Here is a 15,785-nt window from a genome sequence, read left to right on the forward strand (position 1 = left end):
CTGGCACAGCGCTTGCAAAAGTCCTTGCAGCGGCGCGCGACCGGAGCGCCGCGACGGGAGAAGTCACGCAGGGCGGTGCATTTCCGCCCCTCCGGCAAGGGAGAGTTCGATGCACATCGCAGACCAATCAGGCGCGCCTTCCGCGCAGCGCAAGCCTTTCTATGCCCAACTCTACGTGCAGGTGCTCGTCGCGATCACCGTCGGCATCCTGCTCGGTCACTTCTATCCGTCGATCGGCGAGAGCATGAAGCCGCTCGGCGACGCCTTCATCAAGCTGGTCAAGATGATCATCGCCCCGGTCATCTTCCTGACCGTAGCGACCGGCATCGCCGGCATGAGCGACCTGCAGAAGGTCGGACGTGTGGCCGGCAAGGCGATGCTCTACTTCCTCACCTTCTCGACGCTGGCGCTGATCATCGGCCTTGTCGTGGCCAATGTCGTGCAGCCGGGTGCCGGCTTCAACATCGACCCGGCGACACTCGACGCCTCGACCGTCAACACCTATGCCGCCAAGGCGCATGACCAGTCGGTCACCGGCTTCCTGATGAACATCATCCCGACGACGATCGTCGGCGCCTTCGCCGACGGCGACATCCTGCAGGTGCTGTTCTTTTCGGTGCTGTTCGGCATTTCGCTGGCGCTCGTCGGCGACAAGGGCACGCCGGTCCTCAACTTCCTGCAGGCGCTGACGACGCCGATCTTCAAGCTGGTCAGCGTGCTGATGAAGGCCGCACCGATCGGTGCCTTCGGCGCCATGGCGTTCACCATCGGCAAATACGGCATCGGCGCGGTCATCAACCTCGCCATGCTGGTCGGCACCTTCTACGTGACGTCGCTGCTGTTCGTGTTCGTCGTGCTGGGTGCTGTCTGCCGCTATAACGGGTTCTCGATCCTGTCCTTGATCCGCTACATCAAGGAAGAGCTGCTGCTGGTGCTGGGCACGTCCTCGTCGGAAGCCGCCCTGCCCTCGCTGATGGAAAAGATGGAGAAGGCCGGCGCCAAACGCTCGGTGGTCGGCCTGGTCATCCCGACCGGCTATTCCTTCAACCTCGACGGCACCAACATCTACATGACGCTGGCGGCGCTGTTCATCGCGCAGGCGACCAACATCCATTTGTCGATCGGCGACCAGATCCTGCTGCTGCTGGTTGCCATGCTTTCCTCCAAGGGCGCCGCCGGCATCACCGGAGCCGGGTTCATCACCCTGGCCGCCACGCTGTCGGTCGTTCCGGCGGTGCCGGTCGCCGGCATGGCGCTGATCCTCGGCGTCGACCGCTTCATGTCGGAGTGCCGGGCGCTGACCAACTTCGTCGGCAATGCCGTCGCCACGCTGGTGGTGGCACGCTGGGAAGGCGAACTCGACGAAGCCAAGCTCGCCAGGGCACTGGCGGGCACGGCCGACGACAGCCTGCCGGCTGATCTCGTTCCCGCCGAGTAATCCGAGCGCTTCAACACCAATCAGCGGCCGGAAGCCCATGGCTTCCGGCCGCTGCCGTACAGATGACAACAATGTCAGGCGGTTTTGCGCAGCGGTGCCAGCGCCTTGCCGTCGGTGGCGAAGAGATGGCAGCGGGAGGGGTCGGCCTGCATGGCGATGGGGCTGTGCAGCGGTGTCGTGTCGATGCCCTCGGTCTGAACGACGAGCCTCGTCTTCTCGCCGATGTCGGCATGCAGGATGGTCAGGCCGCCCAGCCGTTCGGCCAGCACCGCCTCGCCCTTGAACTGGCCCGCATCCGCGATGCGGATATGTTCCGGCCGGATGCCGAGCAGCAGCTCGCTGTCTTGTGCGAGCGCGCCCGCCTCGACCGGAACGACCAGGCTGGATCCGCCCGGCAGGGCAACGGCAACGCCATCCGCGTTGGCGGACAGAACCCTGACCGGCAGCATGTTCATCTTCGGCGAGCCGATGAAGCCGGCGACGAAGACATTGGCTGGCCTGGCATAGAGGTCGAGCGGCGTGCCAACCTGTTCGATCGTGCCGCCATTGAGGACGACGATCTTGTCGGCCATGGTCATCGCCTCGGTCTGGTCGTGCGTGACATAGACGATGGTGGCGGCGAGCCGTTCGTGCAGCTGCATCAGTTCCAGCCGCATGTTGACGCGCAGTGCCGCGTCGAGGTTCGACAGCGGTTCGTCGAACAGGAACACCTTCGGCTGGCGCACGATCGCGCGGCCGATGGCGACACGCTGGCGCTGGCCGCCGGACAGCTCCTTCGGCCGCCGCTCGAGCAGATGCGACAATTGCAGCACCTCGGCCGCCGCCTTGACCTTGGCGTCACGCTCGACGACCGGCAGCCCGGCGATCTTCAGCGCAAAACCCATGTTTTCGGCGACCGTCATATGCGGATACAGCGCATAGGACTGAAACACCATGGCGAGGCCGCGCTCGGAAGGATCGACCTCATTGATGCGCGCGCCATCGAGCATCAGCTCGCCGGAGGTGATCTTCTCGAGACCGGCGATCATGCGCAGCAGCGTCGACTTCCCGCAGCCCGACGGGCCGACGAAGACGACGAACTCGCGGTCGCCGACATCGAGGTCGACGCCCTTGATCACCTCGGCATTGCCATAGGATTTGCGCACGCCGCGCAGCTTGAGCTCAGCCATTGAAGTCCCTCCTCGCATCCGGATATGTGCTTGGACCGACAGGCATGCGTGCCGCCAGCGTACGTCCGTCATCGAACAGGACAAGGCTGGCAGCACCAACCAGCCCGGCGTGGCGGCCAAGCTGGGCCTGAACGACCGGCACGTCGCGATAGGCACGCATGGCCCGCTGCCTGATGGTTGCCTCGATGGCAGGTGCCATGAGGTCGAGGCCATTGGCAATGCCGCCGCCGACGACCAGCACGTCAGGCGAATAGAGATGCAAAAGATTGGTGAAGCCGATGCCCAGCCATCGGGCCTCCTCCTCGAGCAGGGCCAAGGCAAGCTCGTCCAGCAGCCGTGCCGCCTCGACCACGTGACGGCCGGTCACTTCACCGTTGCCCGAGAGGCGCCGGAGCGCCGAGCCATCAAAGGGTGCTGTCGCGGCGTTGGCGCGGCGGCCGAGCGCGGTGCCCGAGGCAATGGCCTCGAAGCAGCCGACGACACCGCACATGCAGCGCTCGCCTTCATTGGTGATGGTCATGTGGCCGATCTCGGCGGCAAGGCCACGGCGGCCATGCAGGATGCGCCCGTCGACGACGACGCCGCCGCCGATGCCGGTGGAAACCGTGACGAAGACCAGCGAGCGGGCGCCGTGACCGGCGCCGAAGCGCCATTCGCCGAGTGCCGCGGCATTGGCGTCGTTCTCCAGCCGCACCGGCAGGCCGAGCCGCCGTTCGAGGATATCGGCAAGCGGCACGTCCAGCCAGCCGGCGAGTGTCGGCGGTCCGACGGCGATGCCGGCCAGCGGATCGAGCGGTCCCGGCGCGCCGACGCCGACGCCGACGATGGCGAGCGCCGGCGCCTCGGCGTGTATGGTCGCGGCCAGCGCCTCGATCTGGCCGATCACCACGTCGGGGCCAGCCTGCGCCTGTGTCGGCACTGCGGAGAACGCCAGGATCTTGCCTTCACGGTCGACCAGGGCGGCACGAAGCTCGGTGCCACCAAGATCGATCGCAAGGGCGGCTTCGTTGCTCATGCCGCGACCTTCAGGCCATGCAGCCAGCCGATGCGGCCGGCCAGATCCTTGTCGCCGAAGGCGAGCGAGCCGAGGACCACGGTTTCGGCGCCGGCGGCACGCAGCAATGGCACGGTCTCGTGGCGGATACCGCCATCGGCGGCAAGAACCACGGCCGCCTCGCGGCCGGCCTCTCGCAGGATGGCGCGGGCAGCACCCAGCCTGTCGCAGGCCCCGTCCGAAAGGCTCTGGCCCTTGACGCCGATGGCAGTGCCAAGCAGCGTGACGAAGGCGACCTCCGGGACGAAGGGCGTCACCATCTCGACCGGCGTCTCCAGCCTGAGCACGACGCCGGCTTCGGCACCGAGTTCCCGCGCCAGCCGGACGGCGCGCAGTCCCGCCTCGCCGTTCTCGGCATGGACGCTGATCATGTCGGCGCCGGCCTCGATGAATTGGCGCGTCTGCGACTCGACTACCGCCGCATCGACCATCAGATGGACATGGATGGGTTTGGCCGTCAGCCCAGCGATGCGGGCGACGAGATCGGGAAAGAACAGGAAGGACGGCGCGAAATGACCGTCCGCCACATCGATGTGGTGAAGGTCGACATAGGGCTCGATGCGCTTCAGGTCGCTCTCGAAATTGACGAGGTCGGCGGACCACAGCGAGAATTCAGCGATCATGCGATCGCGCGGCAGTGCGGCGATGGCGGCCTGGCCTGAGAGAGGTTTCGAGATCATGACTGGTCCTGGTTGTTGAAAAGATCCTCGAGGAAGCCCGCGATAGCGGCGCGGACCTCGGCGAAATGACGATCCTTGTCGGTGGCCTTAGGCGTCACCTCGGCAAAGGCGGCGTTGGGGATGCTGTCGGCGAGGAAGCGGGCGGTCGCCAGCGGATGGATGAGATCGATGCCGCTGCCGATGACGAGCGCGGGGATAGCGAGATTCCCGGCAGCCGCCGGCGTGACGCCGGGCCCATCGTTGGCGATCGCCCGCATCACCTCGGCGAAGACAGCCGCATTTTCGCGATCGAAGAAACCAAGCAGGGAAGCAAGATTGTCCGGCGCTTCGCTGCGAAAACGGGTCCCTGTCGCGGAGGCCGCGAAGGCGTTGCGCGCGTCCTCCAGCGGACGGTCGCGGATGAGCTTCGCCACCTCCGAGAAGGGCCGCATGTTCTGCGGCGCGGGATCGAAGCTCCAGGCTGGGCGCACCAGCACCAAACCCAGGACGCGGTCCGGATAACGGCTTGCAAGCCTGAGCGCGATCGCCGCGCCCATCGAGACGCCGCCGGCGACGAAACGGTCGAGCCCGGCCGCGTCGGCGGCGGCCAGCACGTCGTCGGCAAACATGGCGATCGAAAAGGGCCGCGTCGAGCCGGCGCCAGAGCCGCCGTGTGCGCGGCATTCGACGGTCAGCCGGCGGTATGACAGGCTGTCGGGAAAATTCTGCGCCACCTGCGCCGCATCACCGCCGAGACCATGCTGGAAGATGACCGGAAACCCCTGCCCGGTATCGAAGACACAAAGCGCCGCATCGTCGCGAAGCATGACCGTCGGAGCGGTGTCCATCAGAGGAGCCTCCGCAGGAAGGCCGCGACGCCGGGGGCTTCGCCGGCGGACAGCCCGTGGGTGACGAGCGCCCTGTCGAAGCCCACCGCCTTCAGCCGCGCGATGAAATCCGGGAAGTCGACGATGCCTTGGCCGGCGCTGGCAAAACGGCCGTCACCATAGCGGTCCTTGGCGTGCGCCATGGCGATGTGGCCGGCCGCCTCGCCGATCGCGGCGGCGACAATGGTACGCGCTTCGCCGGGCGTCGCATGTTCGAACAGGTTTGCCGGATCAAGCACGATCTTCAGGCGCTTCGATCCCATCTCGGCGATCAGCCTGCTGGCATCCTTCGCAGAGGTGACGATGTTGGCCTGCTCGGGCTCGATGCCGAGATCGACACCGGCGGTTTCGGCCAGCGCCAGCGCCTTCGCCATCTCGGTGGCCATGTCGGACCAGGCCGCCGGGTCGGCATTGTCGGGATGGTATGCCCATTGGTCGGCGGCGTTGCGCGAGCCGGTGCAGAGCGTGACCAGGGGAATGTCCAGGGCAGCAGCAGCCTCGATGACGACGGCAAGGCGCCTGAGGCCATCGTCGCGGACGGCCTTGTCGGGATGCACCATGTTGTAGGTGCCCGATAGTGCCGCGAGCGAAACACCGCTCGACTGCGTGGCGGCGCGGATCGCCGCGATGGCGTCCGACGGCACGGCATCCGGCATTGACGGCAGGCCGGCGCAGGCGAGGTTGAACTGCGTGGTCTCATAGCCAGCATGCCGCACGGCAGCCAGCACGGCGGCTGGCTCGGCGCCTGGAAAGGTCTTGGCGAAAATGCCGAGACGCATCACACCGCCCCCGAAACCGAGGCGAGCTCAACCCGCTCGCCTGATACCACCGAGCGCGCGATGGCGACCATGGCGCGGATCGACGCGACGCCGTCCTCGACGTTGGCGCCGCGCATCGGCGCGCCTTCGAGCACCGTTTCGGCAAGAGCTTCCAGCTGGCGGCGGAAGAAATGGCCGTCAGCGCCGAGCGGCTTGTGGGCCGTGGCCGACTTCTCGTGAAAGATCTCGACCTCGCTGGCGCGGAAGTACCAGGGGTTGAAGGTCTTGGCGATGACAGAGCCGTTCTCGCCATAGAGCTGGAAACCTTCGTGCCAATCCATCCGAACGGCAACGGTGAGATCGAGATGGCCGAGCGCGCCGCTGGCGAATTCGGTCTCGACGAACCAGCAATAGGCGCCAAAACGCTCGTTGAGGCGGGCGCGCACGGCGACGATATCGCCGCACAGGAAGCGCGCCGTGTCGACGAGATGCGAGCCGTGCGCCAGCATGAAATACTGCCTGAGATCAGCCTTCGGATTGCCGCTCGGTTTCCTCGCCAGTTTGCTGGTGACGGGCAGCGGCTGAACGGCATCGGTGTTGGTATAGCGATAAGTGGAATCGCAGTACCAGGCCTTCAGCGCCAGCACGTCGCCGATCTCGTCGCGGACGAAATCGCGCGCCGCCTCCAGCGCGGGATCGAAGCGCTTCATGTGGCCGACCTGCAGGACCTTGCCGGAGCGCCTGACCGCCTCGGCCAGCGCCTCGCCCTCCTCCACCGAGGTGCCGATCGGCTTTTCGCACAGCACGTGCTTGCCGGCATCGAGCGCCTTGATCGACATCGGCACGTGATAGGCGTCCGAGGTGGCGACGATCACCGCTTCCAGTTCGGGATCGGCGAGCATCGCGTCATAGTCGGCATACATCTTCCGCGGCTCGTAGGTAGCACCCATGCGGGCGAGAAGGTCGGGTGCGGCGTCGCAGATGGCGTAGAGATCGGCATTGCTGGCCTTGGCGCAGGATTGAAGATGCGCAAACTGCGCGATGGGGCCGCAACCGAGCACGCCGACCCTGAGGCGTCTGTCCTGTTTCTTGATCATCGTCTCGTTCTTCAGGCGCCGTAGCTGCGCATTGTTTGGCGGTTGGTCTTGACCGCGCCGGCGGGGTCCGCGGCGGCGGTGTCGGATTCCTCTTCGAGCACCAGCCAGCCGGTGAAACGCGGCGCGGTGCCGGCGATCTCGATGACCGCCGGGGTGTCGCAGACGCCTTGACCGAGCATGGCCCATTTGCCCTTGGCGTCGACGTCCTTGAGATGGACGTAACGGATGCGGTCGCGGTGGGTGCGCAGCGTGTCGAGCATGTCCTTGTGGCCGCGCAGGATGTGGCCGGTATCCGGCACCCAGCCGACCAGATCGGGGTCGAGCAAGGCAAAGATCGTGTCGTATTCGGCGCGGTCGAAGAGCAGCGTGTTGTGGTGCGAACTCGGATGCACCGCGACATCCACACCGGTCTTGCGGCCGATCTCGGCAGCGCGATTGTAGAATTCGGCCGATATGGCGAACTTGTCTTCGCGCGGACCATCGGAGACGACGGTCGCCGAGCCGATCGATACCAGTGCGCCGGGAAAGTTCGCGGCAAAGCCTGTCCAGCGCCGGGCGGCTTCGAGGTCGCTTGCCAGCGCCTCTTTCAACGTGAAACCGCTCTTCGAGCCAAAGGCAAAGGAAACGAGGTTGAGGCCTCGGGCGTCGAGCGCGGCAGCGAATTCAGCCGGCCTGTCGGCGTAGCGGCCGATCATGGTGTCGGTGATCTCGATGCCGGCATAGCCGCCATCTTCTATCGCCTTCAACAGATCGTCGGGGCCGCCGGTCCAGCCCTTGCCCAGCATTTCCCAGGTGAAGGTCTGGCAGCCGACCTTGAGCTTCGTCTCCGTCATGTCATTCATTCCTTGACGCCGCCCTGGGTCAGTCCTTCGATGATGTGGCGCTGGAAGAACAGCACCAGGAGGATCAAGGGCACGGTCACCACGGCGGAAGCCGCGGCGATGTCACCCCAGGGGACGTAATAGAGGTTGGTGAAGTTGGCGATGCCGACCGGTATCGTCTGCCGATCGATGTTGGAGGTGAAGGCGAGCGCGAACAGGAATTCGTTCCACGCGGTGATGAAGGCGAGCAGGCCGGTGGTCACCAGGCTCGGCAGCGACATCGGCAGGATGATGCGCCAAAGCAGGCCGGGCACGCTGACGCCATCCATGCGCGCCGCCTCGTCGATCTCGCGTGGCAGCGTCTCGAAATAGCCGAACAGCACCCAGGTCACCAGCGGCAGGCCGAGCGCCAGGTAGGTGATGATCAGCGCCGTGTAGGTGTCGAGCAGGCCGAGATTGGTGGCGACCAGATAGAGCGGGCCGACCAGCGCGATCTGTGGGAACATCGACACAGAAAGGATGACCATCAGAATGCCGAAGCGGCCCTTGATGTTGAGCCGCGACAGCGCGAAGGCGGCCAGCGAGCCGACGAACAGGCAGAGGAACGTCGTTGCCAGGGAGACCACCAGCGAGTTCCAGACGTAGCGGTGAAGCTGCTTCTCGACAAAGGCGTTGTAGTAGTGCTCCAGCGTGAAGGGATCCGGGATCAGCGATGGCGAGCCCGACGTCAGCGCCTTGTCAAGCTGGAACGAGGTCGAGAACTGCCAGATGAACGGACCGCCCGACCAGACGAGGATCAGCAAGGCGCCGAGATAGATGGCGAAGGTCTGCAGCGGCGAGCGCGTGTCGTTCATTGCGCTCTCCTGATCTGGCGGACGAGGTACAGGCAGAACACCAGCGCGATGATGCCCTCGGTGGCAAACATCGCCGTCGAGACGGCCGAGCCGTAGCCGAACTGCAGCGTCGAAAAGAGCACCTTGTAGGACAGCGTCGAAAGCGTTTCGGTCGAATCGGCCGGGCCGCCACCGGTCAGCACGTAGACGAGGTCGAATACGCGGAAGGCGTCGAGCGCGCGGAACAGGCCGGCGATCAGCAAGGTCGGCATCAACAGCGGCAGGCGGATGTACCAGAAGGTGATCCAACCCTTGGCGCCATCCATGCGCGCCGCCTCGATCAGCGAATTGGGCACGGTCTGCAACCCGGTCAGAAGCAGCAGCGCCATGAACGGCGTCGTCTTCCAGACATCGGCGATGATGATGGTGATCATCGCCGTGTCGGTGGAGCCGTACCAGTTGATGTTCTGGTCGATCAGCCCGGCATGCAGGAGGATGTAGTTGATGATGCCGTTCTGGCCGTCGAACAGCCAGCCGAACATCTTGGAGGTGACGACGGTGGGCATCGCCCACGGCACTAGCATGGCCGCGCGGACGAGCCCCCGCCCCTTGAAGGCTTCGCACAGGATGAGCGCCATGCCGAGCCCGATCACCGTCTCCAGCACGGTCGAAGCGGTGGTGAACCAGATCGTGTGCCACCACGCATTCCAGAACTGCGGGTCGCCCCACAGCTCGACATAGTTGGAGAAGCCGGTGAAATCCTGTTCCTGCGTGATCAGCGAGGTGTTGGTGAGCGAGAGGTAGAGCCCGTTGACGATCGGGTAGAAGGAGACCGACGCCAGCGACACGAAGGCCGGCGTCAGCAGGAGCAAGGCCCACAAGGCGCCCGGAAGCGCCTTGCCGAGACGCCGCGGCCGGCCGACACTGGGAATGGTGGCCGCCGCGGACATTGGTTCAGCCTACGATCTTGTCGATTTGCGCCGCCGTCGCGTCCATCTCGGCCTGGACATTACCGGAGACCAGCGCCTTGGAGATGCCGGACTGCAAGGCAAGCGTCACTTTCGCGTATTCAGGCGTGATCGGCCGCGCCGTGGCGCCGGTGAAGACTTTCTCCAGGCTGGCCATGAACGGCTGTTCCTTCTTGATCTGTGCGTCCTGGAACAGCGCCGGCCGCGTCGGTGCGAGGCCGAAGTTCAGCGCGATGCGGTGCTGGACCTCGGTCGACGACAGCCAGGTCAAGAGCTCGATCGCGGCTTCGCGCTGCTTCGAGTTGGCATTGACGCCGAGCTGGTAGCCGCCGAGGCAGGCCGAGCTCTTGCCGCCGGGGAACGACGGCAGCGGCGCGACGCCGACCTTGTCGACCACCTGGGAAGCCTTGGCGTCCTGGGCGATCGGGTAGACATAGGACCAGTTGCGCATGAACATCGCCTTGCCCGAGGTAAAGGGCTGGCGCGACGGTTCCTCGTCCCAAGACAGCACGTCCTTCGGGCTGATCTTGTTGGTGGCGAGGGTGTCGTGCAGGAACTGGATCGCCTCTACCGCGCCCTTCTGGTTGATCAGCGACGACTTGCCGTCGGGCGCCAGGATGGCGCCGTTGTTGGAGGTGATGATCTCGACCGCGTCGCAGACCAGAACCTCGGCCTGCTTACCTTGCCAGAGGTAGCCGTAATCGATGTCGCCGGCCTTCTGCGCTGCGGCGGCAATGGTCGCCATGTCGGCCCAGCTTTCCGGCACCTTGCCGCCATGCTTTTCCAGCACGTCCTTGCGGTAATAGAACATGCCCGAATCCATGAACCAGGGAAGGGCGGTGAGCTTGCCGCCATAGGTACAGGCATCGAGGGTCCCGGTGAAGTAGGCGCTGCGCTTGTCGGCCGGGAAATACTCGTCCAGCGGCAGCGCCCATCCGGCGGCGGCAAAGCCGGCGATCCAGATCACGTCCTGGCTGAAGACGTCGGGCGTGCCGGTGCGGCGGGCGAGCTGCTGCACGAGGCCCTGGTAGACCTCGGTCGAGGAGCTCGGGGGCGGCAGTTCGATGTTCTTGACCAGGATGCGGTCCTGCGATTCGTTGAAGGCCTTGATCAGGTCGCCAAAGGTCTCCTTGCCGAAGAAGGCGGCGCTGGCGAAGCTGATCTCGGCCCGGCTCTGGGCGCGAGCTCGGCCAATGCCGAGCGACGTCCCTGCCCCGAAAGCCGCCGCGCCGAGAAGGCCGGCGGAACCGATGAGAAATTGCCGGCGATCGGCGATGGTGACATGCCCAATCGACTTGGAACCGCTGCGCGGCCCCTTCCTTGACTCGTCCATGTGTAGTCCTCCCAGAGTTGACGGCAGCCACTCCCGCCCGTCCAACTTCGCACATGATTTATAAAAAATTGTCGCGCGTCAAGATTTAAACTGCATAATGGTGCATCAATATGCTTATGACTTGGGCGAAGGATGGCCACGTGAACGAAGAATCGCCGATCCTGACGGACGGACGCCGATTGGAGGAATAATGGAAAAGCTTGGTGTAGGGGTCATAGGTTGCGGCAACATCGCCATGACCTACATGCGCAACGCAGCACTTTTTGCAGGCGTGGAGTTGAAGGCCTGCGCCGACATCTCCGCGGAGGCGGCTGCCCTGCGGGCCCGCGAATACGGCATCAGGGCAATGGGCGTCGATGCCCTGCTTGCCGATCCCGAAATCGGCCTGGTTCTCAACCTCACCATTCCCGCCGTGCATTTCGACGTCACCATGTCGGCGCTTTCGGCCGGCAAGCACGTCTTCACCGAAAAGCCGCTTGCCACCTCGGCCGCCGACGGACAACGACTGGTCAGCGAGGCGAAGTCGCGCGGCCTGCTGCTTGGCTCGGCGCCCGACACCTTCCTCGGCGCTGCCGGACGCCGCGCGCGTCGGCTGATGGACGCCGGCGCCATTGGCCGTCCGGTCACCGGCACCGCCTTCATGATGGGCCGCGGCATGGAGCACTGGCACCCCAACCCGCAATTCTACTACCAGCCTGGCGGCGGCCCGGTGTTTGACATGGGCCCCTATTATCTGACCATGCTGGTCAACCTGCTTGGCCCGGTCGAGCGTGTCATGGCGATGGCGACGCGCGGCCAGGAGGAAAGGCTGATCACCGCCGACGGACCGTTCAAGAACACCACATTCAAGGTCGGCACGCCGACCAACGTGCTGTCGCTGCTTGAATTCCGCTCCGGCGCGACGGTCACCTTCGGCGCCTCGTGGGACGTCTTTCGCCACTCCAACCACCCGATCGAGCTGCACGGCACGGAAGGCTCGCTACGCCTGCCCGATCCCGACACGTTCGGCGGCACGGTGTCGCTGTCGGAGCGAGGCGCCGACTGGAAGGATTTTGCCAGCGAAGGCGACCTCTACGGCGCCCGCAACTGGCCCTATGCGGCGCCCGACCGCGCCAATTACCGCATGCTCGGCGTCGCCGATCTGGCGCGTTCGCTTCAATCCGGTAACACGCCACGCGCCTCCGGCAACCTCGCGCTGCATGTGCTTGAGATCATGGAGGCGATCCTGCGTTCCGGCGAGGGCCAGGGCTCGGTGATGGTCGCGGGCGAAGTCACCCAACCTGCGCTGCTGACCGAGGAAGAGGCAAGCGACCTGCTTGCCTGAGGATATGACGATGACACTCGACCCGGATGCGCTGCAGGTCCTCGAAATCGGCCGCGCGGCTGGCGGAAAGCCGTTCGAGAATGGGGACGTGGCGGCGGCGCGGGCCGCTTACAACGCTTCGTTCCCGACACTGCAGGGCGAGCGCGAACCGGTCGCTGCGACCCTGGAAAAGCGGATCGAAGGGGCGAACGGTCCCATCTCGGTCCGCATCCATCGCGGCCTCGGCGCACCACAAAGCGGGGCGCCGGCGCTGCTCTACCTGCATGGCGGCGGCTGGGTCGTCGGCAACCTCGATTCGCATGACGAGATCTGCCGCTGGTTGGCCAATCTCGGCGGCGCCGTCATTGTCTGTCCCGACTATCGCCTGGCACCGGACCACAAGTTTCCCGCCGGGCTGGAGGATTGTCAGGCGACACTGCGCTTCATGACGCAGAACGCCGCCGCTCTCGGGATCGACCCATCCCGCATCGGCGTTGCCGGCGACAGCGCCGGCGGCAATCTCGCCGCCGTGCTGGCGCTGCTTTCTCGCGATGGGCTGGCGCCATCCCTCGCCGCACAGATCCTGATCTATCCCAACACCGATGCGCGGCAGACGGCCGACAGCTACCGGCGTTTCGGCGACGGTTTCGGGCTGACGGCAACCACCATGGCATGGTTCCGCGACCACTATGTGCGAACGCCTGACGACATCGTGGACTGGCGCGTCTCGCCCTTGCTGGCACCCGATCTCGGCGGCGTCGCGCCGGCTTTCGTCGCACTTGCCGGCTGCGACATCCTTGCCGACGAAGGCGAAGCCTATGCCGAACGCCTGCAAGCCGCGGGCGTGCCGCTGGTCCTGCGGCAATGGCCGGGCAAGATCCACGGCTTCGTCTCGATGGGGCGCCATATCCCCGCCGCGCGGCAAGCGGTGGCCGAAGCGGTGGCGGCCTGGCGCCAGTTCGAGAAGGATCGCTGAAGCTGGACGCTCAGGCCGACTGACGCATCACCAGCGTCGCGCCGAGCTTGACCCTTTGCGCCATGCCCTGCCTTGGCGGTTCGGCCTCGTCCAGCAGAGCTAGCAGGATCTCGACGCTGCGGCCTGCCATGGCGGCGAAATCCTGTGCCATGGTGGTCAGTGCCGGACAGGTGTAGCGGCTCAGCGGATGATCGTCATGCGCGGCAACGCGCAGATCGCAGTCAGGTCTGCGGCCGATCTTCAGTCCGCGCGAGAACGCGGCCGCCATCACGCCGAAGGCCAGACGATCATTGGCGCACAGGATGGTGCGGCCTGGCAGACCGCCAACATCGAGTGTCCTTTCCATCCATTCATGGCCGATGCGCTCGAAGTCCCAGGTGTAGTCGCGCGCCGCGTCGATGACGACCGGTTCCAAGCCGGCGACTTTCATCGTCGCGATGTAGCTTTGCAGCCGCTCCCCCGAATTGTGGTTGACATGCGGAATGTCGACATAGACAGGCGGTTCTCCGGACCGGTTGAGATAGTCAACCATGGTCGACGTGCTCTGGTGGTTGTCGTTGCCGACGAAGGGCGTGTCACCCTCGATATAGGTGTCGAAATAGACGATCGGAATGTCCGTCCCGAGCTTGTCGAAAACGTTACGGTCAGAGGCCAGGCCCAGCGGCGCGATGATCGCGCCGGCGACCTTAAGCGATAGCAGCGTCCTGACCGATTCCGCCTCCAGCTTCTGCGAGCCATGCGAAGAAATGACGATCGGCCAATAGCCCTCGTCGCGGCAGCGAAATTCGATGCGGCTGACCATCTCGGCATAGAACGGGTCGGTGATCGTCGGTACGACGATGCCAATGTTGCGGGTGCGCTTGCGGTTGAGATTGCGGGCGAAAAGATTCGGCTGATAGTCCGAAGAACGCAACGCGGCTTCGATGCGTGCCCGCGTGGCCGGCTTCACGCTCGCCGGATCGTCAAAATATTTCGACAGCGTCGGCCGGGACACGCCACATGCCCGGGCAAAATCATCCATCGTGCGGTGCGTCTTCTCCGCCATCGAACGTCAGGTCCCTCTTGCCCACACCCGCCGATCGGAACGATCCGCCCGTCACCAGTCATGCGGCCGTTGTCCGAAGGCGGCAATGCTTGGCCGAACTTATTCAGTCAATTTTCACAGTTTCCAGTACAGCGCGAAAACATTACGAGCGTCAATTTATTTGTTGACGATATGAAAAATGACATTCCTCGATCAGAACGAAGGCTCCCGTCGTGCGTCGGGATTCCAGATCGCCGTGTGACGGGATAGGTTCCGACTAGATGCTTGCCGCGCGGGCCATCGGCAAGGGTCCGGCTTGCCAAATGCCGCCGTGCCGCCCATACACGGCTGGGCAATCGCCCCCGCCCCGTTCACGCCCCACCTGCCAGGGATCCTGTCCGATGTCTGCGACGCCGTACCCCCGGGCAAAGCCGTGACGGATCCCTCCGTGCCATCTCTCGCCAGCCTGGGCTGGACGGATTTTTTCGGCGACCAGCTCGAACCCGGCGAAGCCAATCTCGTCCCTGCGCGGATCGCCACGGTCCATCGCGACCGCCTGACCGGCCTGTCCCAGGCAGGGCCAATCGATCTCACGCTGCCGGCGCAGGCGAACACCGGCGACTATGCCGTTGGCGACTGGGTGCTCGTCGACGCGCATGAGTGGCTTGTGCAGCGCCGCCTGACCCGCAAGACGGTGCTGGAACGCCGCACCCAGGGCGGCAGGGTGCCGCAGCTGGCAGCGGCCAACGTCGACACGCTGTTCATCGTCACCTCATGCAATGCCGACTTCAATCCAGCCCGGCTCGAGCGCTATCTGGCGCTGGCCAACGAAGCCGGAACGACGCCGGTGATCCTGTTGACCAAGGCCGATACCGCAGCCGATGCCGAGGCGTATCAGCGGCAGGCTGCCGCGCTGCAACGCGGCCTGGCGGTGGTGACGCTGAATCCGCGCACATCGGATGCGGCGACCGCGCTCGCCGCCTGGTGCGGTGCTGGCCAGACGGTCGCGCTGGTGGGCTCCTCCGGCGTCGGCAAATCGACCCTGGTCAACACGCTGGCCGGATCGGGCCAGCGCTTGCCGCAACAGACCGGAGACATCCGCGAACACGACGCCAAGGGGCGCCACACCACCACGTCGCGGTCGCTGCACGCCATTGCCCGTGGCGGCTGGGTGATCGATACGCCGGGAATGCGGACGCTGCAGGTCAGCGACGTCGCCTACGGCATCGACACGCTGTTTGCCGAAATCACCGAGCTCGCGCCGCTCTGCAAGTTCCGCGACTGCACCCACGTGCATGAACCGGGCTGCGCGGTGCAGGCTGCCTTGAAGGCAGGCACGCTCGATCCGGAGCGTCTTGCCCGCTGGCGGAAACTGTCCGACGAAAACCAGAGCAACACGCCGGTTCAGAGCGGACCTCGCGGAGCCAAATCCCCCGGCGGTCGCGGAAAAAGGCGTTGAACGACC

General features: G+C 65.3%; 15 protein-coding genes. 4 read left to right on the plus strand and 11 right to left on the minus strand.

The window, feature by feature from the left end; all coding sequences use genetic code 11:
* The first annotated feature begins 109 nt into the window (after positions 1-109).
* On the plus strand, positions 110-1,438 hold the full coding sequence (locus AC1D0I_RS06595) for a dicarboxylate/amino acid:cation symporter (protein ID WP_095080972.1): 1,329 nt from the start codon (positions 110-112) through the stop codon (positions 1,436-1,438).
* A 74-nt stretch (positions 1,439-1,512) separates the two neighbouring features.
* Here the strand turns inward: AC1D0I_RS06595 and AC1D0I_RS06600 are convergent, their stop codons facing one another.
* The 10 genes from AC1D0I_RS06600 to AC1D0I_RS06645 are packed head-to-tail and all read right to left on the minus strand — an operon-like array spanning position 1,513 to position 11,017.
* Complete coding sequence (locus tag AC1D0I_RS06600) at positions 1,513-2,607, minus strand: ABC transporter ATP-binding protein (RefSeq protein ID WP_477393848.1); 1,095 nt, start codon at positions 2,605-2,607, stop codon at positions 1,513-1,515.
* Complete coding sequence (locus AC1D0I_RS06605) at positions 2,600-3,622, minus strand: ROK family protein (RefSeq protein WP_477393850.1); 1,023 nt, start codon at positions 3,620-3,622, stop codon at positions 2,600-2,602. The genes AC1D0I_RS06600 and AC1D0I_RS06605 overlap by 8 nt, the downstream gene beginning before the upstream one ends.
* Positions 3,619-4,341, minus strand: coding sequence for a ribulose-phosphate 3-epimerase (locus tag AC1D0I_RS06610; protein ID WP_477393852.1), 723 nt, complete (start codon positions 4,339-4,341; stop codon positions 3,619-3,621). Before AC1D0I_RS06610 ends, AC1D0I_RS06605 begins: the two co-directional genes overlap by 4 nt.
* A complete protein-coding gene (locus AC1D0I_RS06615) occupies positions 4,338-5,168 on the minus strand; it encodes an alpha/beta fold hydrolase (protein WP_477393854.1) in 831 nt (276 codons plus the stop codon). The genes AC1D0I_RS06610 and AC1D0I_RS06615 overlap by 4 nt, the downstream gene beginning before the upstream one ends.
* Positions 5,168-5,986: a sugar phosphate isomerase/epimerase family protein gene (locus AC1D0I_RS06620; protein ID WP_477393856.1), complete on the minus strand. Its 819-nt coding sequence runs from the start codon at positions 5,984-5,986 to the stop codon at positions 5,168-5,170. The genes AC1D0I_RS06615 and AC1D0I_RS06620 overlap by 1 nt, the downstream gene beginning before the upstream one ends.
* A complete protein-coding gene (locus tag AC1D0I_RS06625; protein WP_477300809.1) occupies positions 5,986-7,062 on the minus strand; it encodes a Gfo/Idh/MocA family protein in 1,077 nt (358 codons plus the stop codon). Before AC1D0I_RS06625 ends, AC1D0I_RS06620 begins: the two co-directional genes overlap by 1 nt.
* Before the next feature lie 11 nt (positions 7,063-7,073).
* Positions 7,074-7,895, minus strand: coding sequence for a sugar phosphate isomerase/epimerase family protein (locus AC1D0I_RS06630; RefSeq protein ID WP_477393858.1), 822 nt, complete (start codon positions 7,893-7,895; stop codon positions 7,074-7,076).
* Between the two features lie 5 nt (positions 7,896-7,900).
* Positions 7,901-8,737, minus strand: a complete 837-nt coding sequence (locus AC1D0I_RS06635) for a carbohydrate ABC transporter permease (protein WP_457151421.1) — start codon at positions 8,735-8,737, stop codon at positions 7,901-7,903.
* A complete protein-coding gene (locus tag AC1D0I_RS06640; protein WP_477393860.1) occupies positions 8,734-9,666 on the minus strand; it encodes a carbohydrate ABC transporter permease in 933 nt (310 codons plus the stop codon). The genes AC1D0I_RS06635 and AC1D0I_RS06640 overlap by 4 nt, the downstream gene beginning before the upstream one ends.
* A 4-nt stretch (positions 9,667-9,670) precedes the next feature.
* Positions 9,671-11,017 carry an ABC transporter substrate-binding protein gene (locus AC1D0I_RS06645; RefSeq protein WP_095080954.1) on the minus strand — a complete coding sequence of 449 codons (1,347 nt, stop codon included), beginning with the start codon at positions 11,015-11,017 and terminating at the stop codon, positions 9,671-9,673.
* 190 nt (positions 11,018-11,207) lie between these two features.
* Here AC1D0I_RS06645 and AC1D0I_RS06650 point away from each other — a divergent pair, with 190 nt between their 5' ends.
* Together AC1D0I_RS06650 and AC1D0I_RS06655 are read left to right on the plus strand one after the other, a co-directional pair.
* Positions 11,208-12,341, plus strand: a complete 1,134-nt coding sequence (locus AC1D0I_RS06650) for a Gfo/Idh/MocA family protein (RefSeq protein ID WP_477393862.1) — start codon at positions 11,208-11,210, stop codon at positions 12,339-12,341.
* 10 nt (positions 12,342-12,351) lie between these two features.
* On the plus strand, positions 12,352-13,296 hold the full coding sequence (locus AC1D0I_RS06655; RefSeq protein ID WP_477393864.1) for an alpha/beta hydrolase: 945 nt from the start codon (positions 12,352-12,354) through the stop codon (positions 13,294-13,296).
* Between the two features lie 10 nt (positions 13,297-13,306).
* On the opposite strand, the gene AC1D0I_RS06660 is transcribed toward AC1D0I_RS06655, so the two are convergent.
* The gene (locus tag AC1D0I_RS06660) at positions 13,307-14,341 is read right to left on the minus strand and encodes a LacI family DNA-binding transcriptional regulator (RefSeq protein WP_477393866.1); all 1,035 of its coding nucleotides are present in this window, start codon (positions 14,339-14,341) and stop codon (positions 13,307-13,309) included.
* Positions 14,342-14,714: 373 nt separating this feature from the next.
* On the opposite strand from AC1D0I_RS06660, the gene rsgA reads away from it, so the two are divergent.
* On the plus strand, positions 14,715-15,779 hold the full coding sequence (rsgA, locus tag AC1D0I_RS06665; RefSeq protein ID WP_477394028.1) for a ribosome small subunit-dependent GTPase A: 1,065 nt from the start codon (positions 14,715-14,717) through the stop codon (positions 15,777-15,779).
* Positions 15,780-15,785: the final 6 nt, after the last annotated feature.

The organism is Mesorhizobium sp. P2_D1 (assembly GCF_056404455.1).